Source organism: Carnobacterium pleistocenium FTR1 (assembly GCF_000744285.1).
In the GTDB taxonomy this organism is placed as follows: Bacteria; Bacillota; Bacilli; order Lactobacillales; family Carnobacteriaceae; genus Carnobacterium_B; species Carnobacterium_B pleistocenium.
The window spans coordinates 299,194-320,376 of record NZ_JQLQ01000002.1; the positions used below are offsets into that span (position 1 = coordinate 299,194).

General features: G+C 35.3%; 19 protein-coding genes. 13 read left to right on the forward strand and 6 right to left on the reverse strand.

Features of this window, described 5'->3' with window-relative positions; genetic code table 11:
• The first annotated feature begins 2 nt into the window (after nucleotides 1-2).
• Entirely contained in the window at nucleotides 3-575 is a 573-nt protein-coding gene (pdxT, locus tag BP17_RS01610) for a pyridoxal 5'-phosphate synthase glutaminase subunit PdxT (protein ID WP_035051156.1), read from the forward strand.
• A 488-nt stretch (nucleotides 576-1,063) separates the two neighbouring features.
• Here pdxT and BP17_RS13510 read toward each other — a convergent pair whose 3' ends face one another.
• Nucleotides 1,064-1,705, reverse strand: a complete 642-nt coding sequence (locus tag BP17_RS13510) for a PTS transporter subunit EIIB (protein WP_035051157.1) — start codon at nucleotides 1,703-1,705, stop codon at nucleotides 1,064-1,066.
• Nucleotides 1,706-2,016: 311 nt separating this feature from the next.
• The gene (locus BP17_RS01620) at nucleotides 2,017-2,532 is read right to left on the reverse strand and encodes a DUF308 domain-containing protein (protein WP_035051158.1); all 516 of its coding nucleotides are present in this window, start codon (nucleotides 2,530-2,532) and stop codon (nucleotides 2,017-2,019) included.
• Between the two features lie 283 nt (nucleotides 2,533-2,815).
• On the opposite strand from BP17_RS01620, the gene BP17_RS01625 reads away from it, so the two are divergent.
• Genes BP17_RS01625 through BP17_RS01635 form a run of 3 tightly spaced genes read left to right on the forward strand, consistent with a single transcriptional unit; the run spans nucleotide 2,816 to nucleotide 5,982 of the window.
• Entirely contained in the window at nucleotides 2,816-3,934 is a 1,119-nt protein-coding gene (locus tag BP17_RS01625; RefSeq protein ID WP_035051159.1) for a M20/M25/M40 family metallo-hydrolase, read from the forward strand.
• A gap of 18 nt (nucleotides 3,935-3,952) precedes the next feature.
• Entirely contained in the window at nucleotides 3,953-4,792 is an 840-nt protein-coding gene (locus BP17_RS01630; RefSeq protein ID WP_051910407.1) for a YitT family protein, read from the forward strand.
• A 26-nt stretch (nucleotides 4,793-4,818) separates the two neighbouring features.
• Entirely contained in the window at nucleotides 4,819-5,982 is a 1,164-nt protein-coding gene (locus BP17_RS01635; RefSeq protein WP_035051160.1) for a hypothetical protein, read from the forward strand.
• Nucleotides 5,983-6,317: 335 nt separating this feature from the next.
• Here BP17_RS01635 and BP17_RS01640 read toward each other — a convergent pair whose 3' ends face one another.
• The gene (locus BP17_RS01640) at nucleotides 6,318-6,764 is read right to left on the reverse strand and encodes a hypothetical protein (protein WP_034546576.1); all 447 of its coding nucleotides are present in this window, start codon (nucleotides 6,762-6,764) and stop codon (nucleotides 6,318-6,320) included.
• 748 nt (nucleotides 6,765-7,512) lie between these two features.
• Entirely contained in the window at nucleotides 7,513-8,394 is an 882-nt protein-coding gene (locus tag BP17_RS01645) for a LysR family transcriptional regulator (protein WP_035051162.1), read from the reverse strand.
• Nucleotides 8,395-8,588: 194 nt separating this feature from the next.
• Between BP17_RS01645 and BP17_RS01650 the strand changes: the two genes are divergently transcribed.
• The gene (locus BP17_RS01650) at nucleotides 8,589-9,317 is read left to right on the forward strand and encodes a DUF554 domain-containing protein (RefSeq protein WP_035051163.1); all 729 of its coding nucleotides are present in this window, start codon (nucleotides 8,589-8,591) and stop codon (nucleotides 9,315-9,317) included.
• 355 nt (nucleotides 9,318-9,672) lie between these two features.
• The gene (locus BP17_RS01655) at nucleotides 9,673-11,571 is read left to right on the forward strand and encodes an endonuclease MutS2 (RefSeq protein WP_035051164.1); all 1,899 of its coding nucleotides are present in this window, start codon (nucleotides 9,673-9,675) and stop codon (nucleotides 11,569-11,571) included.
• Nucleotides 11,572-11,703: 132 nt separating this feature from the next.
• On the opposite strand, the gene BP17_RS01660 is transcribed toward BP17_RS01655, so the two are convergent.
• On the reverse strand, nucleotides 11,704-13,089 hold the full coding sequence (locus BP17_RS01660; protein WP_035051165.1) for a M24 family metallopeptidase: 1,386 nt from the start codon (nucleotides 13,087-13,089) through the stop codon (nucleotides 11,704-11,706).
• Nucleotides 13,079-13,864 carry a DeoR/GlpR family DNA-binding transcription regulator gene (locus BP17_RS01665; RefSeq protein WP_035051166.1) on the reverse strand — a complete coding sequence of 262 codons (786 nt, stop codon included), beginning with the start codon at nucleotides 13,862-13,864 and terminating at the stop codon, nucleotides 13,079-13,081. The genes BP17_RS01660 and BP17_RS01665 overlap by 11 nt, the downstream gene beginning before the upstream one ends.
• Before the next feature lie 272 nt (nucleotides 13,865-14,136).
• Between BP17_RS01665 and BP17_RS01670 the strand changes: the two genes are divergently transcribed.
• The 7 genes from BP17_RS01670 to ppdK all read left to right on the forward strand — a co-directional run bounded on the left by BP17_RS01670 (nucleotide 14,137) and on the right by ppdK (nucleotide 21,125).
• Nucleotides 14,137-14,442: a rhodanese-like domain-containing protein gene (locus BP17_RS01670; RefSeq protein WP_035051167.1), complete on the forward strand. Its 306-nt coding sequence runs from the start codon at nucleotides 14,137-14,139 to the stop codon at nucleotides 14,440-14,442.
• Entirely contained in the window at nucleotides 14,442-16,109 is a 1,668-nt protein-coding gene (locus BP17_RS01675; protein WP_035051169.1) for an FAD-dependent oxidoreductase, read from the forward strand. The genes BP17_RS01670 and BP17_RS01675 overlap by 1 nt, the downstream gene beginning before the upstream one ends.
• The gene (locus BP17_RS01680) at nucleotides 16,109-16,405 is read left to right on the forward strand and encodes a rhodanese-like domain-containing protein (protein WP_035051170.1); all 297 of its coding nucleotides are present in this window, start codon (nucleotides 16,109-16,111) and stop codon (nucleotides 16,403-16,405) included. The genes BP17_RS01675 and BP17_RS01680 overlap by 1 nt, the downstream gene beginning before the upstream one ends.
• Nucleotides 16,405-16,665 carry a metal-sensitive transcriptional regulator gene (locus tag BP17_RS01685; RefSeq protein WP_035051171.1) on the forward strand — a complete coding sequence of 87 codons (261 nt, stop codon included), beginning with the start codon at nucleotides 16,405-16,407 and terminating at the stop codon, nucleotides 16,663-16,665. The genes BP17_RS01680 and BP17_RS01685 overlap by 1 nt, the downstream gene beginning before the upstream one ends.
• A gap of 261 nt (nucleotides 16,666-16,926) precedes the next feature.
• A complete protein-coding gene (locus BP17_RS01690) occupies nucleotides 16,927-17,553 on the forward strand; it encodes a CBS domain-containing protein (protein ID WP_035051172.1) in 627 nt (208 codons plus the stop codon).
• Between the two features lie 9 nt (nucleotides 17,554-17,562).
• Complete coding sequence (locus BP17_RS01695) at nucleotides 17,563-18,393, forward strand: pyruvate, water dikinase regulatory protein (protein WP_035051173.1); 831 nt, start codon at nucleotides 17,563-17,565, stop codon at nucleotides 18,391-18,393.
• Between the two features lie 62 nt (nucleotides 18,394-18,455).
• Nucleotides 18,456-21,125, forward strand: a complete 2,670-nt coding sequence (ppdK, locus tag BP17_RS01700; protein WP_051910408.1) for a pyruvate, phosphate dikinase — start codon at nucleotides 18,456-18,458, stop codon at nucleotides 21,123-21,125.
• Nucleotides 21,126-21,183 lie beyond the last annotated feature (58 nt).

Sequence of the window (21,183 nt, forward strand, 5' to 3'; positions counted from 1 at the left end):
GTATGTTAAAAACCATAGGGGTCCTCGATCTACAAGGTGCCGTTACGGAACACCTTCTGGCCTTAAAAGCTTTAGGAGTAAATGCAGTATCTGTCAAAAACGCAAAAGATTTTGATGTTCTAGATGGCCTAATTATACCAGGCGGAGAATCAACAGCAATTGGTCGATTGATTCGAGAAAAAGAGTTGGAGACCCGTCTGCGTTCTTTCCATAGAGAAAAAAAAGCCATTTTTGGAACCTGTGCGGGTCTTATACTCTGCAGTACGGATGAAAGTCATGCCACGGACGATCTGCGTTTGGGTTTTATTGATATGGAAGTAGAACGGAATGGTTTTGGAAGACAAGTAGACAGCTTTGAAACTTCTCTTCATTTTGTAGGTATCAATCAAGAAGTCGAAGCGGTGTTTATCCGTGCTCCTTACATTCAATCTGTCGGACCAAATGTAAAAGTTCTAGCTTCTATCAATCAAAAAATTGTAGCTGCAGAGCAAGAAAACGTACTGGTGACGGCTTATCACCCTGAACTAACTGAAGATCATGCTGTCTTGAACTACTTTTTAAATAAGATTCGTTAATTAAGCTATTCATTATAGAATATAGTTTTTATAATGAATAAGCGTTCAGTTTAGTAAACTATCAAGCACTATCAACAGGCGCAAATAAACCAAATTTCACGAAAAATTTTTAATCGAAAAAAAGACCTTCAAAACCGTATTTTTAAATAGTATTGAAGGTTTTTATAAATTAAATAAAATTTTGTTTTGCTGGATTTTTAGGTTCCGCGCGTTTTTCTTGCATAACCATGGAATCGTTGTAACCTCAAACATATGTGAGGGTAAAAGCTGAAAACAAAGTAGTAGCGGTTATCCAAAAGGTATACCAGAAGTTCGTTGTGATTCCATTTGCAGGGTCAATAAAAAAAGGTAGTCCGATGATAGATCCAATAATGCTCCACATATTGACTTGGAATAAACCTGTTGAAAATCCTCCCACTGCACTAGTAGCCATACTGGCACATAAAAAAGGTCTGCGGAAACGTAAATTAATTCCGTATATGGCTGGCTCAGTAATGCCACAAAAAGCAAGCGACATATGGGAAACTAAATGTTCCAATAGATAAGATGTTCAGGTCATTATTAGCAGCTTCAAGGACAGTGGGGTGAATAATGATTCCGCCGATTACGGCCGTTAACAGGGGATTCCCACCTAAACGTTTGGCAGCATTAAAACCGATAAGGATTGGCAGAAAATAAAAGACTGCATCAGCCATTGCGCTAACGATTAAATAAACATTTCCAGTAGCAGAAACCAGATTTGAAGCAGTCAATACAGCCAGAAGACTCTTGATGATTCCTGAATCAGCAAGTAAATTGATGATAGGCATCACTGAACCAGTTATAATTTCGATCAATTGATCACCGCTATGTTTGATTCTTTCAAAAGACGTGCTATCTTCAGATAAAGTGCCTGCAGTTTCCATAATGTTGGATTGGTCATCAGAAAGGTCCATCTGAGAAATAACCTCTTTATAGATATCCTCGACTGCTGCTCCGATGACTATTTGGTATTGACCACCAGCGTTTGCTACACTCAAAACCCCTGTTAAGTGAGTTAACTCATCTTCATTTGCTTGGGTGTCATCTTTTAAATAAAAACGAAGACGCGTTACACAATGGATAACGTTATTAATGTTTTTTTTTGCCACCCACTAACTGAATAATAGTAGTCGCTAAATCATATTAATCCTCTTTTTTATTTTTCATGCATGATGGATGATTCTCCTTTTTAAGGTTATCATCCCATAATCAGGCTTTTTTTGTCATTTAAAGTGATTCTTCTATGCAATAAAATTTGTTGTTACGCATGTTGACGATTTTTTTTCAAACTATATAATCTTGACTATTTTGTTACTTAATCGTAGCAGACTGTAAAACCACCATTATATATTCACGAAATAAAAAAGAATTCAAACTAAATAAAGTCAGAAAGCTTGATTTAGTCTGAGTTCTTATGAGGTTATAAGTCGGGTATGATAAAGTACATAATGATATGGTTGATACCAGTAAAAATTAGCTGAAAGGAAACTGTCCAATAGAAAATAGCTACTGCTAATTGTGGATCGAGTAAGGATTGAAATCCAAACCAAATCACTAGAATATTTAACAATATAGCCACCCACTTCACACTATGATTTAATTTGAAAACAGCTACAGTATTTACAACGGCTAAAACAATCATCATAATAACAACAAAGTAAATCATTAAAGCTGCTCCTCTTGCAGGATTTCTTAAAAAGAAGACTATACCAAAGCCACTAAATAAAATTCCCTCTGCTATACGCAATAATTTGTATTTGAGTTCTTGCGTTAAAATTATCCCATCAATGATAATGATAATTCCTATAAGAGTAAGTGTAATTCCGATAATCATTAGAAATAAAGAGCCTTGGCGGATAGGATTTGACAGGAATAACAGTCCTAAAATCAACAAAAGAATTCCTTGAGCTAGAAATTTCAATCGTTCCTTTTTCATGTTTACTCCTCCTATTTCTTGATACGGCGAGTTTATAATTGTAACTTGAAAAAGTCAATTAATTTGATTGGAATCCACAGCATAAATAGTGAGGTAGAATAATGGTGAAAAAAGGTGACATCTATCATAATGTAAAGTATAAAAAAACTTCATTTATATTCTGAATTCAAAATTTGCACAACACGCAGTAACCACCTACCCAAATGATCATAAGTAAATGGTTAAATCAAATTTTATTAAAGATTCTGCTAGTAAGTTATACAAAGATCAGGAGGAAAAAATAATGAATGAACGAGTTGTTGAAACTTTTATTGAGTTAGTTGAAATCGATTCTGAAGCTAAAGATGAAGGTAAGTTTCAAGCATTTCTTAAAGCAAAATTTGAAAGTCTCGGACTAGATGTCTTTGAAGATGATACTCTCAAGCAAACCGGGTTAGGAGCTAACAACTTGCTATGTACCTTGAAAGGTGAAAAAGATGTAGCACCACTGTTTTTTTCGGCACATGTAGATACAGTTGCTCCCGGTAAAGGAATCAACCCTCAAATTAGGGAAGGAATCATTTATTCCGATGGGACAACCATTTTGGCAGCAGATGATAAAGCAGGTATAGCAATTATGTTGGAGTTGATTGAAGTAATCAGAGAAGAAGCCATTCCTCATGGAACGATTGAATTTATTCTAACTCCCGGCGAGGAAATCGGACTAGTAGGAGCTAATGCCTTCGATATGGCAAAGTTGACAGCAAATCAGGGTTTTGTTTTAGATAATGGAGGTCCGGTAGGTAGTATCACAATGGACAGCCCAACTTTAATGGGGTTAACTGTTGAAGTCAAAGGGGTTACAGCACATGCTGGATTAGAACCGGAAAAAGGGATTTCAGCGATTGAAATTGCTGCAAAGGCCATAGCAAGCATGAAATTAGGACGTTTGGATTCTGAGACAACTGCAAATATTGGGACAATTCATGGTGGAGTCGCAAGTAATATTGTAGCGGATAAGGTAAACATTGTCGCAGAAGCGCGTTCAATCTCTAAACTAAAATGCCAAGAGCAGATTAACCATATGATCGGCCAATTCGAAATTGCTAGTATTGATTTAGGTGGTGAGTTCAACTTTTCAACCGACACAAAGTCTGTTGGATATCATTTTGAGAAAGAAGATCACTTAGTTAAACAAGCTGCATACGCTATTTCTAAAGTGGGACGTTCTGCTGTTTACGATAGCAGCGGGGGTGGTAGTGATGCCAATGTTTTTAATGCTAATGGTAAAAAAGCGTTGAATTTATCAATCGGATATGGAAAGATCCATACAACTCATGAATACTTGCCAATCAACGAATTAAGGAAAGCAGTTGAATTATCATGTGAATTAGTAAAACAAGCTTATAAGCCTACTCTTTAAAGAAAAGAGGCTAAAATAGTGAATAAGTTGATAAAACAGACACCTGTTGTTGCAGTGGCTATTGCCTTAATCGGGATCAGTATTAATATGTTTTTAGCACCTCATCATATTGCAGCAGGAGGGGTAAGTGGGCTTGGAATTTTAGCTGAACAAGTTTTTGGAATCGATCGAGCGATCATTGTATCAGTTCTAAATGGTTTTATGTTGATTATTACTTTTTTCTTTTTAGGGAATCCCTACTTTATCCGGACGATAATTGGCAGCATCTTTTTACCAATCTCTCTGGCGGTAGTACCTGAGATAATGGTCACTTCTGATCGATTGTTATCAGTGATTTTCGGAAGTGCAATTTTTGCTATAGGTGTAGCTATATTATATGGAATTGGAGCCTCGAGTGGTGGCACGACAATTCCGCCGTTGATTTTTCAAAAGTATTTTGGCTTAAATACCTCAATTGGATTGTTAGCAACTGATGCAGTTATTGTTATTCTCAATTTATTTGTTTTTGGTGTCGAAGAGTTTTTATTAGCGATTTTTTCTTTAGTTATCACTTCAATCGTGATGACGTATATCGAAACCGGTCTTAAACGAAAAACAGCCGTTTTGATTATGAGCGAACAGTCTATCGATGTCGTTAAAGAAAAATTACTAAAAGATATTAGTCGTGGGATTACAGTGTTTTCTGTTTCAGGTGGGTATACAGGAAGAAAGAAGGATATGTTAATGATCATTTTAAGCAATCAGGAGTACTCAACAGTCAAAAAATTGATTAATGAAATTGACAAAAATGCATTTGTCATTGCGTACAATGTTTCAGAAGTTCACGGATTAGGTTTTACTTATTTGCCAATGGGTTAAAAAAGTAAAAAATAGGAGTGATAAAAATGAATGCAGTTTTAGCTTTTACAGTTATTATGTTGGTATGGACAATTAGTGACTTTGTCTCTAAAAAGACAAAATCATTGATTTCATCCTTACTAGTAGCTTCCTTAATTTTCTTGATTGGGTTTAAGACAAGTATATTGCCTGAGGATCTTTTGCAAAGTTCATCATTACTAAGTTTAGGAACGACCATTGTTGGATTTATTATTGTTCATATTGGTACAATGATTAGTATTGACGAGCTGAAACAACAATGGAAGACGGTACTAGTAGGAATTTCTGCGATTCTAGGAATAACGGTATCTTTATTATTGATCGGTCCATTATTTGAAAGTCGTAACTACGCAATTGCAGCAATAGGAGGCGTAAGTGGCGGAACAATTTCTATCATTATTGTTCAAGAAGCAGCCTTGGCAGCCGGTTTGTTGTCGGCAGCCGTTTTACCAGTCTTAATTTCCGCCTTACAAGGGTTAATTGGATTTCCTTTCACATCACTGATTTTGAGAAAAGAAGCACGTCGATTGCAAGGAGAGTATCGTGCAGGCAACTTGAAAATGGTAAAGAAAGAAGAAGGTCACGATGAAGGAAAGGGTAAATTGCCTGAGATGTTTCAAACAACAGCAGGGACGTTATTTATTGTAGGGATAATTGTTTTAGTGTCAACCTATATTGATAACCTAACCAATGGAGTTTTAAATACTTTCATTGTAGCTTTGCTATTAGGAGTACTATTAAGGGCAACTGGTATTTTGAAACAAAATATTTTAAGTGGGATCGATGCATACGGTTTAATGATGCTGGCCCTTTTGATAATTATATTTGGTCCTTTAGCAACGATTGAACCACAAGCCTTATTCGAATTAATTGTACCCATTAGCCTTTCATTTTTAGTAGGAGTGAGTGGAAGTATCTTATTTTCAGTGATTACGGGTAAATTATTAGGGTATAGCTTACCGATGTCTATTGCAGTTGGTTTGACGCCTTTGTATGGTTTTCCGGGAACAATGATATTAAGTCAAGAAGCTGCCAAGAGCGTAGGTGAAACGGAAGAAGAAGTTCAAGTCATAGAAGAGCAAATTTTGCCAAAAATGATTATTGCCGGATTTTCGACGGTAACGATCACTTCAGTATTAGTCACGAGTATCGTTGCAGGCTTTATTGGCTAACAATAAAAAGTAAGCTCAGCTGTTATTATCTAATAATAGGTGAGTTTATTTTAGGGGCTTTCATTAAGCCTATTAAAAAAATTGGTAATAAGATAAAACTGTACAAAAAGTAATTCTATATCTGCTGTAATTCATTAATATTTGAATAAAAGAATATACTCCTTTATTTTTTGATTAAGAGTTTTTTTTAATAGGGAGGTCAGGATACATCTATTGTTAAAGGCTGAGAAAAAGGAAACTATAATCGTCCAAAATATCAAATTTTAAAGCAAAAAGGGTACAACTACTTTTTCTAAATGAGAAAGTAGTTGTACCCTTAGTTTTACGTACAAAATTCAGCTTAAATTTGCGTAAGATGCACTGATCCATAAATCGAATTTTTCTTGTTCTTCGTATTGCATCACATCATACATTTCAGGACTCACAATTTGGAATTGTTTCTTGAAAACAGCTAAATCTAATTCTTCCATTTGAGTGTCTCTTTTAACACGTTTGAAAACTTTAGCAAAGTCTTTACTGCTGTACCCGATATCTTTTCTTTTAGCCACTAGCGGCAAACCTTTTTTAGTGACGCCCATTGCTTGAGCAGCATTGAAAGCAGCTTCTTTAACAGCAAAAACACGGTCACTTGATGCAAGTTTCGTTAAAATGTATCTTGATTTTTGACAATCGTAGTTTGCTAATTCATTAACGGCTGCTAATCTTGTTTCCCAATTGTCTTTTGTATTTGCTTTGATTTTTAATTCTTCTATATTAGCTGGTTCTGCTTGAATAATTCCCATAATTTTGTTGCCTCTTCCTGTTTAGTGTCTTTAAGTTCATATTATAACGTTTGATTGGCTTTTACAAGGTTATTTTGATTAAATGAATGTTTTCCGCTGCTTGATATATTTATTTTTCACCACAGAAAATGACTTCAACTATCTTGATTGACCTAAAGGGAAAAAACCAAATAACTTAAGGAAAGATACTTTTATTGAAGTGAATCAAACAAAATTCTATACGACAATAGAAAGTATGAAGGAGGAATATAATCTCTTAAAAATATTTATAAAAAGACTGTCAAACCTCCATAACGATGGTGTGGACAGGAGTGTCTTCCATCTAGATTACTTAGATTTTTACATTTAGAATCATTCCTTTTTATTGGTTTCAAAAGTATTAGAGGTTAAAATGTTGATTTATCCATTATTAAAAAAGGTAATCCAAAAAGAGGCTATTGAATTAATAACATATAAAGAATTGTAAGAGATATCTCGTAATAAAAAAGTACAATATCTATTTATTTAGATACTGAACTTTTTTTTATTTTTCTATAAATCGATTGAATTAGTAACACAAATCTTAAAGTATTTTGCACTATTATAGTTTTTTTATCATCAGTGTAATAGACAGGATTTGAAGTAAAAAACTCACTATTTTTTAGGCAATCCAGTATTTGTTGGTGCAGGAATCAATTTACGAATATCGAATCCATCGTCAGTAGCTAAAAGAATGACTTCTTAAGCAAGAGCTTCTGAGAATAGAACCTCAGTGGTAATACATATTTTGAAGATAGTGCCAAAAGATATTAGAAGCTTTAGAATTAGCCCCCTTTTTGCGAATAAACGACAATTGACTTAAGAGGTTTGGCTTGATTGGAATGGCAACCGTTTTTGAGTTTAAATGATGCTGAACCGCTTTTTTCATTAAAATAGAAATACCTAGATCGCTTGATACCATATTCATGATTAAATCAACCCTAGTGCCTTCGTGTGTGATATCCGGTTCAAATCCGGCTTCATGACACAAATTAATAACTGGATGCAAAAGATTGGTATCTTTGCCCAATAGTAGAAAATGATCAAGTTGTAATTCAGCTAAATAAATTTCTTTTTTAGCAGCTAAAGGATGATTTGAAGGCAAAATGGCTACAAGTTGGTCATTTTCAGTCACGATTTGCTCTAAGTTTTTTTCAAGAGTATCAAAGATTCGAGTAAAGATTAAATCGCTTTTTTCTTCTATTAGATAAGAAACTAACTCATTGCTTTCGAATTCTTGTAAATGAACTGTAATTTCTGGATGTAATTTTAAAAAGTTCATAATCGAACTAAAGCCTTGATAATTTGACATAGTAGGATGTGTATAAATGGTCAGAGAAAGATTTTTGGCTGTTTGGTAACTGTTTAGGTTGTCTTTAAGCGTGTGATAAGAGATGACTATTTCTTTTGCATAAGGAAGTGCTAATATACCAGCTTCTGTCAAAGTTATTTTTCTATGAGAACGTCTGAATAATTGTACGGCTAAGTCTTTTTCTAAAGCTTTAATTTTTTTAGAAATATTTCCTTGAGTAGTAAATTGATGTTCAGCTGTCTCTGTGTAATTTAGTGTTTCTGATAGATCGATAAAAATCTCTAATTTATGAATATCCACTAGCTATTCTCCTACCTATTCCATTTAAGAATAGTATAACACGGAATTTGAATGGTTGTTCGTAACAGTGATTGTTAAAATAATAATGCACTTATTTTTTTATGATGATTAAAATCAAATCAACTTCAGGTATAAAGTTGATTTGATTTTAATATGAGAAATAATTTTTTAATGAGTAGAAAGGGGATTTTTGTATGCCAACAGGTATTATCATCAATACAAGTTCAATTTTATTAGGAGGTTTATTAGGAGGATTAATAGGAAACAAACTGTCAGAAGGATTTAAAACTGACATTACATTAATTTTTGGGGTATGTTCTATGGGAATGGGAATCTATTCCATTGGACCTATGAAATATATGCCTGCCGTGATTTTTGCATTAGTAATTGGAACTGGAATTGGTTTAATTATTCACTTAGGAGAATATATTAATAAAGGTGCAAAGTTGATGCAGCAACCAATTTCAAAGTTATTCCCAAATGAAAATCTAAAAATATCGGATGAGGAATTTATTAATAGTTTAGTCACTATTATTGTTCTTTTTTGTGCCAGCGGAACAGGGATTTATGGTAGTCTGGATGCAGGAATGACTGGAGACAATACTGTTTTAATTTCTAAGTCCATTCTAGATTTTTTTACTGCAGTAATTTTTGCTTGTAATTTAGGTTATGTAGTCTCTATTATTGCCATCCCGCAGTTTATTTTCTTTTATATTTTATTCTTATTAGCAAAATTTATTTATCCTTTGACCACCCCTGATATGATTCTTGATTTCAAGGCATGCGGAGGCTTCTTAATGTTAGCAACTGGATTTCGGATGATTAAAGTAAAAATGTTTCCAACTGCCGACATGATTCCAGCAATGATTATCATCATGCCACTGAGCTGGATATGGATCAATTGGATTTTGCCTATTTTGTAGGAGTGTGTTCCAAAACAAATAGCTGCAAAAAAGTACTTTTAAATTAGCCTGAGCGTTTCTTAAATAGAAAATAAATTTAGTTGACAAATACAGTTTATCTTGCTATATTCTCAGTGAGAATAAATAAAACCTAGATGAATGGGGATTTTTTTGTGAGTGTAGCAGGTATCTAATCAATAAGTTGAATAGCCAGTAAACTGAAAGTTTATTTGGCATGCTTATAAGTGATACCTGTCGATAAATAGAATTTTATATTCTAAAGACGATAGTATGACGACTATCGTCTTTTTTTGTACTCTCTAGGTTTAATTATTTATTTTAGGACGGGTATCTCTTCAACGAAAGGGAGAGAGCTATGAATAAAGAAACACTTAATAAATTGCAGTTTAATAACGTTCAAGAAGAAGTACAAGCTAAAGCAATTGGAAACTATAGTAAAATTAGGATTGGAGAACTTTCACCACAAACGAATTTAGCAACCGTAAAAGTTTGGCAGCAAGAAACACAAGAAGCACGTTTGATTTTAGATAGCAATCAGCATGTGCCTTTCATGGGACTGAGTAGGATTGATTCCTTGATGGCACAAGTTCAAAAGGGTATGGTTTTAGCCCCTGATGATTTGATTGAATATGCAGATTTTCTTAGAAGCAGTCGCATGATTGATAATTTTTTTGGGAAAAATCAATATCAAACGCCACTTCTTTATCAGTATAGTAAGAGTCTGCCAAGCTTGTTAGAGATTGAGGAAGAAATTTATCAAAAAATTCAACATCAAAAAGTCAGTGATGTGGCATCAAGCAACTTAAGAAAAGTCCGTAAACAAATTCGTGAAAATGAAAAAGAAATCCAAGATAAGCTGACGAGATTTTTAAAAAATTCTAGCAATAAAGAGATGATCCAAGACGGAATAATCGTTCAAAAAGATGGACATTATACCGTTCCAATCAAAATAAGCTACAAGAATAAAGTAGCTGGAAATATGATTGAACAATCTAATAAAGGGACAACGGTCTTTGTTGAGCCTGCAGCTGTAGCAAAATTAAATGAGCAATTGATTATGCTGAAGGCTGAAGAGGTTGCACAAGAGTATCAAATTTTAGCTGAATTAACAGGTTACTTGGCTGAGAAAGAAACCATTATTGATTTTATCATGGAAACGATCACTGCTTTTGATATTATTTTTGCCCGAGCAAAATATAGTCGAGAAATCAACGGTATTACTCCAAAGGTAAATAAAAATGAAGTGATCCATATCAAGAAAGGTATTCATCCATTTTTACCTAAAGGTGCTGTACCGTTAGATTTCACCTTAGGAGAAGGGCATCGAGGGTTAGTAATTACAGGTGCGAACGCTGGTGGAAAGACTGTTGTATTAAAAACAGTTGGATTATTGACGTTGATGACGATGTTTGGAATTCAAATTCCTGTTCAAGAAGGGACCGATATTGCAGTTTTTGATGAAGTGTTTGTGGATATTGGTGATCAACAAAGTATGGAAAATGCCCTAAGTACCTTTTCTGGACACATGGATGGCATTGCTTCTATTTTGAATAAAGTGAAACGGAACTCATTGGTCCTGTTAGATGAGATTGGTAGTGGAACGGAGCCAAATGAAGGTGCTGCTTTAGCTATCGCGATTATGGAAGCACTGTATGCTAAGGGAGCCTTAGTCGTGACCACAACCCATTATGGAGAAATTAAGCGATTTGCTGAAGAACATGAAGATTTTATTCCCGCAGCAATGGAATTTGATCGAGAGTCTTTGACGCCTAAGTTCATTTTACATTTAGGTGAAAGTGGCGATAGCCAAGCACTTTGGATTGCTAAAAAAGTTAATATGGCATCCAATTTGATCAAACAAGCGCAAAAATATATTGATACTAAAGATTATCAAATCCAGAAAAAAGAATTTGCAAAAAATGAAATAAAATCTGAAATGATTAAAGAAAAAATCCCTACTTTCGGAAAAGGGGACAGCATCCTTCTTACAGAAAGCCAGCGGAAAGGGTTAATATATGAAGACAGTGGTTCAGATAACGTTGTTGTTTATATCGATAAGGATGTTGTAGAAGTACCTAGACAAAGAATCAAGTTATTGACTATGGCTGAAGAATTGTATCCAGAAGGTTATGATTTAGATAGCCTCTTTACAGATTTTCTTACGAGAAAGGTACGGAAAGACTTAGATCGTGGTTCTAAAAAAGCTCAAAAAATTTTAGATAAAGAGATGAAAAAGAGAAGAGAAAACAGTTAGTTGCATGCTTACGATTTTAGATTCTTTCCACTAAATGGAAAGGATCTTTTTATTGTTGATCATTCTATATAAAAAAAGAAACGAATGCTTTCTACAAAATAGTTGTAGAAAGCATTCGTTTCTTTTTTAACATTATACTTCTTTTGTGTAGGCTAGAGTTTTATTTAAGAAAAACGGTGTATAAAAGGCAACTGTGTCACTTAAAGGCAGAATATCATCCGAAAGTTTGATACCAATAACCTCTTTGATGTAGGTTCTTCTAGCTTCAATACGTTTCCAAACTGCAGGATACTGTTGGCTGAGTTCAATTCTTAATGTTTTGTCAGCAAGTGCAATCGGTTCTTCACAGCTTGCACCAGTATAGCCAGGAACGCTTGGGATCATATCAATTTGTAATAGTTGACCGCTTTGAATAACGGCTTCTGACCCTTTATAAAATGGGGAAGACAGCCATTCTTCGTCTGCAGTATAGTGTCCAGGATTCAAAGTCCAGCCATAAATTTCAGAAGGAAAGACTTCTTGGATTTTTGTATAAAATTCGTCTCCGGAAATACCGATAGCAATGGTTTCTAACCAAGTGGAATAAGCTTTGAAGTAAGGTTTACCAACTTTTACCAAATAATCTTTTTGATTTTCTGGTAATTGGGTTTCTGAAGAAATCACAAAACCAGCTCGGCTGCTCAAACCGCCTTTGTAGCCTACAGTTAGAGAGTAAGGATCTGTTAAAGAGATCGCTTTATCTCTAGGGTAGAGAATAGCATGCGTAAAGCGTTGACCGGTAGCGCTGATCGTTGTGACCGAGTTGGGTTGACCGTCTTGCGCTAGGAAAGATCCAATTTCTTTTTCACTTTTTCCAACAGAAATTTCTTGAATCGCACGAAACATCGCAATTCCTGCTAGAGAAGCGCCGTATTCGTAGTAAGCAATCTCATTTGCGTTATAAATTGTACGCAATCCGACTTTTGGAGAAAGCAAAGAAAAAGTGAAGTTTTGTAATTGATTTTTATTGGAAACATAGTTTAGTAGGCTATCAATGATATAAAATGGCAAATCGAATAGCTCACTATTGATGTACTGATTTGATGTGAAAAGTTTCCAACCGATGATACCGATTTTAGCATCAGGAGCGATATGACTTTCTTTAAAATAATAGTCTAATGTTTTTTCACCGGTCATTGGCTGATTTGGAAGAGAAAAGAAAGGAACATGGACTGGGCTCGCTTTGATTCTAGAATGTGCAGCCATTTTTACATTTTCATTTCCCAGTAATAAATGACTTTCGCCATTTGCGTGGATCACTAAACAAGCTTCTTCAAATCGTGGAATAAAGCCGGTAAAATACTCAAAGTTCGCACCATGTTCACGATCTGCATAAATAATAGCCGTATCGATAGAATGATGGTGCATTTGTGCTAAGAAATGTTCTTTTCTGGAGTTCATAGTCTCATCAGTCAATAGAACAGATTTTGGGTCATTGTGGATCGTAGGCAAGGCTACTGTGGATAAATTAATTTTCATTTTTCGTTTCCTCTTTTCTAACGGATTTTATATTGGCAAAGGTACTTATTTCTTTAAAGACTTCTTGATTACTTGGCAAATCAGTGACGATCATATCAAAGTCACTGACTGTACCAACTTTATGCAAATAAGATAAACCGAATTTTTTATGGTCAGCGACAAGAATCGTTTTTTTGGATTGTTTTAGGATTGCTCTTTTAGTGAAGGCATCTTCTTCATTTGGAAGGGAAACGCCTGAGTCAAGATGAATGCCTTCAGTTCCCATGAAAGTAATATCAAAATTAAAATTTTGGATAAACTCAGCAGTTTCTAAGCCTAGAAAACCTTTCGAAAGATCTCTATATTTTCCGGGGACACTATGCAGGTGAATCGCTTCATATTTAGATAAAGCATTCATAACCAATAAAGAATTGGTGTAGAATTGACAATTTTCGATAGTGAAAATTTCTTTTGCAACAGCCAATGTTGTAGTACCAGTCTCAATAAAAACAGAACTGCCTGGCTTAACTAAGGTTCTACAAAACTTAGCGATGTCTTTTTTCTCTTGGATACTGATTTCTTCTTTAAAGGATATAGGATTTTCAAGGGTATCTACGCCTCGGTAGATAGCTCCTCCATGTACCAATTGGATATCTTCATTTGTCGCTAATTCCTTTAAATCCCGGTTGATCGTCATCATAGAAACCATTAGTTTATCAGCTAATTCTTTTGAATTGATTTCTCCATTTACTCTCAATAAATCGTTAATAAGTTCTTGTCTTTTCGTTTGGTTCAATTGTACTACCTCCATTTTCAGAGAATCAGCTTCTATTTTAATTTAATTATAACATTAAATAATATTAAACTGACAAAATATAACTATTTATGTTTATTTTGTTGTTATTTGTTAGTTTGCAAGAAGAAATCAACTTAAAATGGGTTAATAAGATAAAATGCTTTACAAAATATACCCCGTGAGGTATATTGAATACGTAGCAGGGTATATAGAATAGATAAGAGCAACGAAAGATCAATATAAAAAGAGTAGTACTAATTAGGAGGAAGAGTATGTTTTTTAAAACAGTAGCATCCATTTCAACAAGTGAATTAGAAAAAATCATTGCAGAAAAACCGCAAATCATTGATGTGCGGGAAACACATGAATTTCAAGGAGGTCACATACCAGGAGCAAAAAATGTACCATTAGGTAAAATAGCTAATCATACGCCCAAAGGTAAAACTTATGTCATTTGTCAATCAGGTATGCGCAGTAAAAAAGCTTCAAAATTATTAACGAAACAAGGCTATGATGTGGTAAATGTCCGTGGTGGCATGTCATCTTGGGCTGGAGCTACAAAGGGAGGAAAACTATAATGAAAATTGTTATTGTAGGAGGAGTAGCTGGCGGAATGTCAGCAGCTACTCGATTAAGACGATTGAATGAAACAGCAGAAATTATTATATTAGAAAAAGGACCCTATGTTTCATTTGCCAATTGTGGTCTTCCTTATTATGTGGCTGGTGAAATTGAAGAACGCAGCAGCTTATTGGTGCAAACACCTGAAACTTTGCAAGCACGTTTTGAATTAGATGTACGTCCTTATAGTGAAGCCGTATCAATCGATGCTGCTTTAAAAGAAGTAACGGTTCGAACAGCAGAAGAAGAGTACACATTAGCCTATGATAAATTGATTCTTTCCCCTGGAGCTAAAGCGTTTATCCCACCAGCTAAAGGATTAAAAGAGGCCAAGAACATTTTCACATTGCGCTCTGTTCCGGATGTAGATGGAATTACGGCTTTTATGGATGCTCATAACCCTAAAAAAGCCGTAGTCATCGGAGCTGGATTTATCGGTTTAGAAATGGCCGAAAGTTTAGTTCATCGTGGATTAGATGTTACAATCGTTGAAAAAGCACCACAAGTACTGCCACCACTAGATGAAGAAATGGCGGCGTATATCACTAAAGAATTGCATGAAAATGGTGTTAAATTGTATACTGGATTGGCTGCTGAATCGTTTGAAGAAGAAGGCAAAGTGATTGTGCTTGAAAATGGCGAACGCTTAGAAAGCGATATGACATTAATGTCAGTTGGGGTTAAACCTGAAACGACTGTGGCTTTAACAGCAGGCGTTGAAACGGGTGTACGTGGTGGCATATTAGTCGACGAGAACTACGAAACGAGTCAAAAAGATATTTATGCTGTTGGAGATGCAATCGTAGTGAAACAACAAATCAATGGAGAAGATACAATGATTTCTTTAGCTGCTCCAGCGAATCGCCAAGGCAGACAAGTGGCAGATGTAATCAGTGGATTACCTCGAAAAAATAAAGGTAGTATCGGTACTGCCATTGTGCGCGTATTTAACCAAGTAGCAGCATCAACTGGGCTAAATGAAAGACAACTACAAATAGCAAAAGAAACGTTTGAAATTGTTCATATTCAAGGGAAAAGTCATGCAGGATATTATCCAAATGCCGGTACGATATTATTGAAAGTACTATTCAATCCTGAAAACGGAAAAATTTATGGCGCCCAAGCTATTGGGGAAAATGGAGTAGATAAACGCATTGACATCATTGCAACGGCTATTAAAGCAGGTATGACTGTTCACGATTTGCCAGAATTAGAGTTTACGTATGCTCCACCATTCGGATCAGCAAAAGACCCGGTAAATATGGCTGGATATGCTGCATTGAACTTGATTGAAGGTGTTAGTGAGTCTATTCAATGGCATGAACTTGAAGCAAAACAAGAAGCCGGGGCTTTACTACTGGACGTTCGTGAAGAAGAAGAACTTGAAAAAAATGGTCGCCTAAATGGATCAATTAATATTCCTTTAAATAGTTTAAGAGAACGATTATCAGAAGTGCCTAAAGATAAATCAATTATTGTGAGTTGCCACAGTGGTTTGCGCAGTTATATTGCTGAACGAATTTTAAAACAAAATGGGTATAAAGTGAAAAATCTAGATGGAGCATTCGCTCTTTACTCAACAGTCAGACCAGAAAAAATCAGATTAGAAAAGGTGGAAAAATAATGTATAATTCAATATCAATGCAAGAGTTTGAGCAAAAATGGAAAAGAGAAAAACTTCTGTTAGCAGATGTACGAGAAATTGATGAATGGCAAGCGGGACATTTAGACGGAGCTATCCACGTACCGCTAAGTGATTTAACAGATGCTAAAGAAAAATTAAATAAAGAACAAGACTACTACGTTATGTGTCATTCAGGAGCGCGTTCTGCAATGGCTTGTCAGCAGTTAGCGAGAGAAGGATATAAAGTAACTAATGTAATGGGTGGAATATCAGCTTGGAGAGGAGAAACTGTATAGTGGAATATGATGTGAAAATTGTAAACCGTCTAAAAAGATCAGATGGCCAATTTCATGGTGTATTGAAGATGATTGAAGAAGGACAAGACTGCGCATCAATTGTAACTCAGTTATCTGCTGTACGTGCTAGTATCGATCGTGCTACTAGCCTGATTGTGGCTGGTAATTTGGTAGAATGTGTAAAAGAAAATAGTAAAGATGGCGGCACAGGAGAAGAAAGTATCCAACAAGCTATTAATTTGTTGATGAAAAGTAGATAATTAGAGGCGAATTCTTTCCAATGGAGTAAGTTTGGTTAAAAAGTTGATTTCTAAATAGTTATTAAATAGACACATTGCTATTCATGCAGTGTGTCTATTTAGATATATTTTTATAAGTAGCCACTACAAATAAAGCGTATTTTTTTTGAAAACAACATAATATAAACTTTTTCGTCTTAATGTTCGGTCTAAATTGTTGACTTTGTTTTAAATGTGACATACTATATGTTTATGTTGCATCTTATTGAAAGGGGTTAATTAATGGAACTGAGTGAAAGACAAACAAAAATTATTGAAATTGTAAAAAATAATGAACCCATTACAGGCGAAAAGATAGCTTCGACATTAGGTTTTTCTCGTGCAACTTTAAGGCCAGATCTATCCTTATTAACATTGAGTGAACTGTTGATTGCAAAACCAAAAGTAGGTTACTTCTATAATGCACATAGAGTAGACCCTTTTATCATAAAAGCTATTAAAGAAAAAAAAGTAGAAGACGTTATGAGCGTTCCCGTAATTGTAAGCTCTAACACTTCTATTCAGGATACAATCATTAAAATGTTTTTAGAAGATGTCGGATCGGTTTATGTTACAGAAAATCATAGCCTTATTGGTTTAGTTTCTAGAAAAGATCTACTAAAAGCAGTCATGGGAAAAATGAATATTGAGGAAATGCCTGTCAGCATGGCAATGACTAGAGTGCCTAATGTGGTCTACGTCCTTAGTGATGATTCAGTTGAATACGCGACAAAGAAACTTTTAGCTCATGAAGTTGATAGTTTGCCAGTAATAGACAACACTGATGGAAAAGGATTAAAAGTAACTGGTAAATTTTCGAAAACATTAATTAGTCGTCTATTCTTAAACGTTATTGAAAATGAAATTTAGGAGGATCATATGAAACCTTTAACCATTTATCTTATTTCTGACTCGATAGGGGAAACGGGTGAACAAGTAATTCATTCTATCTTATCCCAGTATTCGATTGAAGTAGGGCAAATCAAAAAGTTTACGCATGTATTAACTAAACAAATGTTAGAGACTATACTTATCGCTATTGGTGAAGAAGAAAACGCTGTTGTTTTTTATACATTAGTCCAAAAAGAGCTGAAACAATATTTAACAGCATATTCTGAGAATAACCCATTTATGCTAGTTGATCTATTAGGAGCTGGCATGGCAGCCATCCAAAAAGTTACTTCTTTAGAACCTTTAGGTGAACCGGGCATTATTCGTAAGATGGATAAAAAATACTTTAGCAGAATCGAAGCAATCGAATTTTCCGTCCGGTATGACGACGGGAAAGATCCAAGAGGAATATTAAAGGCGGACTTAGTTCTTTTAGGGGTATCCAGAACATCAAAGACCCCGTTATCTATTTATCTAGCAAATAAAAACATTCGGGTCGTAAACATCCCACTTTTTCCAGAATCAGATCCGCCGAAGGAAATTTATCAAATTTCACCGACTAAAATCATTGGTTTAACTAATTCACCAGAAAAATTAAATAGTATTAGGAGAGAACGGTTAAAGACATTAGGACTGCCGCAAAATGCGAGCTATGCAGATACGAATCGTATCTTAGAAGAATTAGATTATGCGGACAGAATCATGAAAAAAATTGGGTGTTTAGTCGTAGATGTTTCGAATAACGCGATCGAAGAAACGGCAAATTTAATTATTGAAAATATGAAAAAAATGGATAAAAAGGTATTTAATGTTGATTGAAAATAGAAATGGTATTAAATAGTTAAAGCGCAGGTATCCTAATAGAGAAAGAGGCTGAACTAATGACTGAAAAATACGTTTATAACTTTAATGAAGGTAAAAAAGAAATGAAGGAATTACTTGGTGGTAAAGGGGCTAATTTAGCTGAAATGACGAATCTTCTTCTACCTGTTCCGCCAGGATTTACTTTAACTACAGAATCTTGTAACCGCTTTTTTGACGAAGGAAGAACGATTTGGTCTAGTTTAGAAGAAGAGATAAGTGTCCATTTAAAAGCACTCGAACAAGCTACGGGAAAAAAATTCTCGGATTTAGAAAATCCGCTGCTTGTATCGGTTCGTTCTGGGGCAGCCCAATCGATGCCAGGTATGATGGATACTATTTTAAATCTAGGGTTAAATGATCATTCAGTTATTGGATTGGCCAAGAATACAGCTGATGACCGTTTTGCATATGATAGCTACCGTCGTTTCATCCAGATGTTTTCGGATGTGGTCATGGAAATTCCCAAAACACGCTTTGAGGCGATATTAGAAAATAAAAAAGCCGAAAAAGGCGTTGAGCTAGATAAAGAACTTAGCGGAGATGATTTAAAGTCAGTAGTAGAAGCATATAAAAATGTTTATTTAGAAGAGGTAAAAGAAGATTTCCCGCAAGATCCTATGGTGCAATTAGAATTGGCTATCAAAGCAGTGTTTACATCATGGAACAATCCAAGAGCGATATTCTATAGAAATATGCATGAGATATCTACCTTAATAGGTACCGCTGTGAATATTCAAGCAATGGTATTTGGAAATAAGGGAGAAACTTCTGGAACAGGTGTGACATTTACTAGAAATCCCGTAAATGGGAACAATGAACTCTTTGGCGAATTTTTATTGAATGCTCAAGGAGAAGATGTTGTTGCTGGTATACGTACACCAAATGATATTGCAACATTAATCGATCTGATGCCTGGAATTTATAAATTATTGGAAACAGCAGCGAACACTCTTGAAGACCATTATCAAGATATGCAAGATATCGAGTTCACTATTGAGAACGATGAACTGTTCTTATTACAGACACGAAGTGGGAAAAGAACGGCACAGGCTGCTATTAATATTGCAGTTGATTTGTACAATGAAAGAAAAATCACCAAAGAAGAAGCGCTATTAAGAATCAAACCGCAACAATTAGAACAATTGCTCCACCCTAATTTTGATGAAAAAGCTGTTGCTGAAGCAACTATTTTAGCAAAAGGACTTGCCGCTTCGCCCGGTGCAGCCTCAGGGATCATTTGTTTCACTCCGGAAGCAGTAGAAATAGCCTTCGAAAAAGGACTGAAATCGATTTTAGTGAGGCAAGAAACCTCTCCTGAAGATATAACTGGCATGGTAAAAGCAGAAGGTATTTTGACAGCTAGAGGGGGTATGACGTCACATGCTGCAGTCGTTGCTCGCGGTATGGGGAAATGTTGTGTTGCTGGGTGTTCAGAATTAAAGGTTAATGAAGTAGAAAAAACGGTAAAATATAATGGTGATACATTGCATGAAGGAGATTTGATTTCACTGGATGGGGCAAGCGGGCTAGTTTACTTAGGCGAAATTGAAAAGAGCAAAGCAACTTTAGGCGGCAAATATGTTCAATTAATGGAATGGGTCGATGAAGTAAAAATAATGGCAGTTCGGGCCAATGCAGATACGCCAGAAGATGCGAAACAAGCCTTAGATTTTGGCGCAGAAGGAATTGGACTAGTTAGAACTGAGCATATGTTTTTTAAAGAAGATCGCATTTCTTCAGTCAGAAGAATGATTTTAGCTGACTCGGTCGAGGAACGTATGAAAGCACTAAACGAAATATTGCCAATCCAAAAAAATGATTTCTATCAAATTTATCAAGTCATGGGTGAACTGCCCGTAACGATCCGTTTATTAGATCCGCCTTTACATGAATTCATGCCTGTAAAAGAAGAAGATATAAGCCATTTAGCTGAAACGATGTCCTTTAGTTTAGCAGAGTTGAAAGGACGTATCGAGGATCTTCATGAAGTGAACCCGATGTTAGGGCATCGTGGTGTCCGGTTAGGGATAACCTATCCTGAGATCAGTAGGATGCAAGTTAGAGCGATCATAGAAGCGGCTTTAGAATTTAAGGCTGATAGGAATTGTGAGATCCAACCAGAAATTATGATTCCTTTAATCAGCGATGTAAAAGAATTGACCTACATCAAAGCAGAAATTGAAGATGAAATCCAAAAAGTATTTAATGAAAAAGGTGAAACGCTGGATTATCATGTTGGTACAATGATTGAAGTTCCCAGAGCCGCTCTGACTGCTGATAAAATTGCAGAGGAAGCAGACTTTTTCAGTTTTGGAACCAACGATTTAACTCAGATGGGATTTGGCTTCTCAAGAGATGATTCCGGTAAATTCATTTCTGAATACATGGATAAAGAAATTCTTGAAAATGGACCTTTTGATACTATTGATCAAGAAGGCATTGGTCAATTAGTAGAAATGGCGACTGAAAAAGGTCGCCGAATCAAACCAAATTTAAAGGTTGGTATTTGTGGCGAACATGGTGGAGATCCGGCATCAATTGAATTTTTCCAAAAGTTAGGATTGAACTATGTCTCTTGCTCACCATATCGTGTACCAATCGCACGCTTAGCTGCTGCTCAAGCAGCTATAAAGTACCATCTAGTAAAAAAAATAGTTTCTGATGAGTTAATCATTAATCTAAGTTAGTCAAAAAATAATTATTAAATAAATCAACACAGCAGTTTAGCCTGATTAAGGTTAAACT

Bases quoted from the DNA above. Each gene is read 5' to 3' on its own strand.
- pdxT (WP_035051156.1), top strand. From the start codon at position 3: ATGTTAAAAACCATAGGGGTCCTCGATCTACAAGGTGCCGTTACGGAA.
- BP17_RS01620 (WP_035051158.1), bottom strand. From the start codon at position 2,532: ATGAAAAAGGAACGATTGAAATTTCTAGCTCAAGGAATTCTTTTGTTG.
- BP17_RS01625 (WP_035051159.1), top strand. From the start codon at position 2,816: ATGAATGAACGAGTTGTTGAAACTTTTATTGAGTTAGTTGAAATCGAT.
- BP17_RS01635 (WP_035051160.1), top strand. From the start codon at position 4,819: ATGAATGCAGTTTTAGCTTTTACAGTTATTATGTTGGTATGGACAATT.
- BP17_RS01640 (WP_034546576.1), bottom strand. From the start codon at position 6,764: ATGGGAATTATTCAAGCAGAACCAGCTAATATAGAAGAATTAAAAATC.
- BP17_RS01650 (WP_035051163.1), top strand. From the start codon at position 8,589: ATGCCAACAGGTATTATCATCAATACAAGTTCAATTTTATTAGGAGGT.
- BP17_RS01655 (WP_035051164.1), top strand. From the start codon at position 9,673: ATGAATAAAGAAACACTTAATAAATTGCAGTTTAATAACGTTCAAGAA.
- BP17_RS01660 (WP_035051165.1), bottom strand. From the start codon at position 13,089: ATGAAAATTAATTTATCCACAGTAGCCTTGCCTACGATCCACAATGAC.
- BP17_RS01670 (WP_035051167.1), top strand. From the start codon at position 14,137: ATGTTTTTTAAAACAGTAGCATCCATTTCAACAAGTGAATTAGAAAAA.
- BP17_RS01675 (WP_035051169.1), top strand. From the start codon at position 14,442: ATGAAAATTGTTATTGTAGGAGGAGTAGCTGGCGGAATGTCAGCAGCT.
- BP17_RS01680 (WP_035051170.1), top strand. From the start codon at position 16,109: ATGTATAATTCAATATCAATGCAAGAGTTTGAGCAAAAATGGAAAAGA.
- BP17_RS01690 (WP_035051172.1), top strand. From the start codon at position 16,927: ATGGAACTGAGTGAAAGACAAACAAAAATTATTGAAATTGTAAAAAAT.
- BP17_RS01695 (WP_035051173.1), top strand. From the start codon at position 17,563: ATGAAACCTTTAACCATTTATCTTATTTCTGACTCGATAGGGGAAACG.
- ppdK (WP_051910408.1), top strand. From the start codon at position 18,456: ATGACTGAAAAATACGTTTATAACTTTAATGAAGGTAAAAAAGAAATG.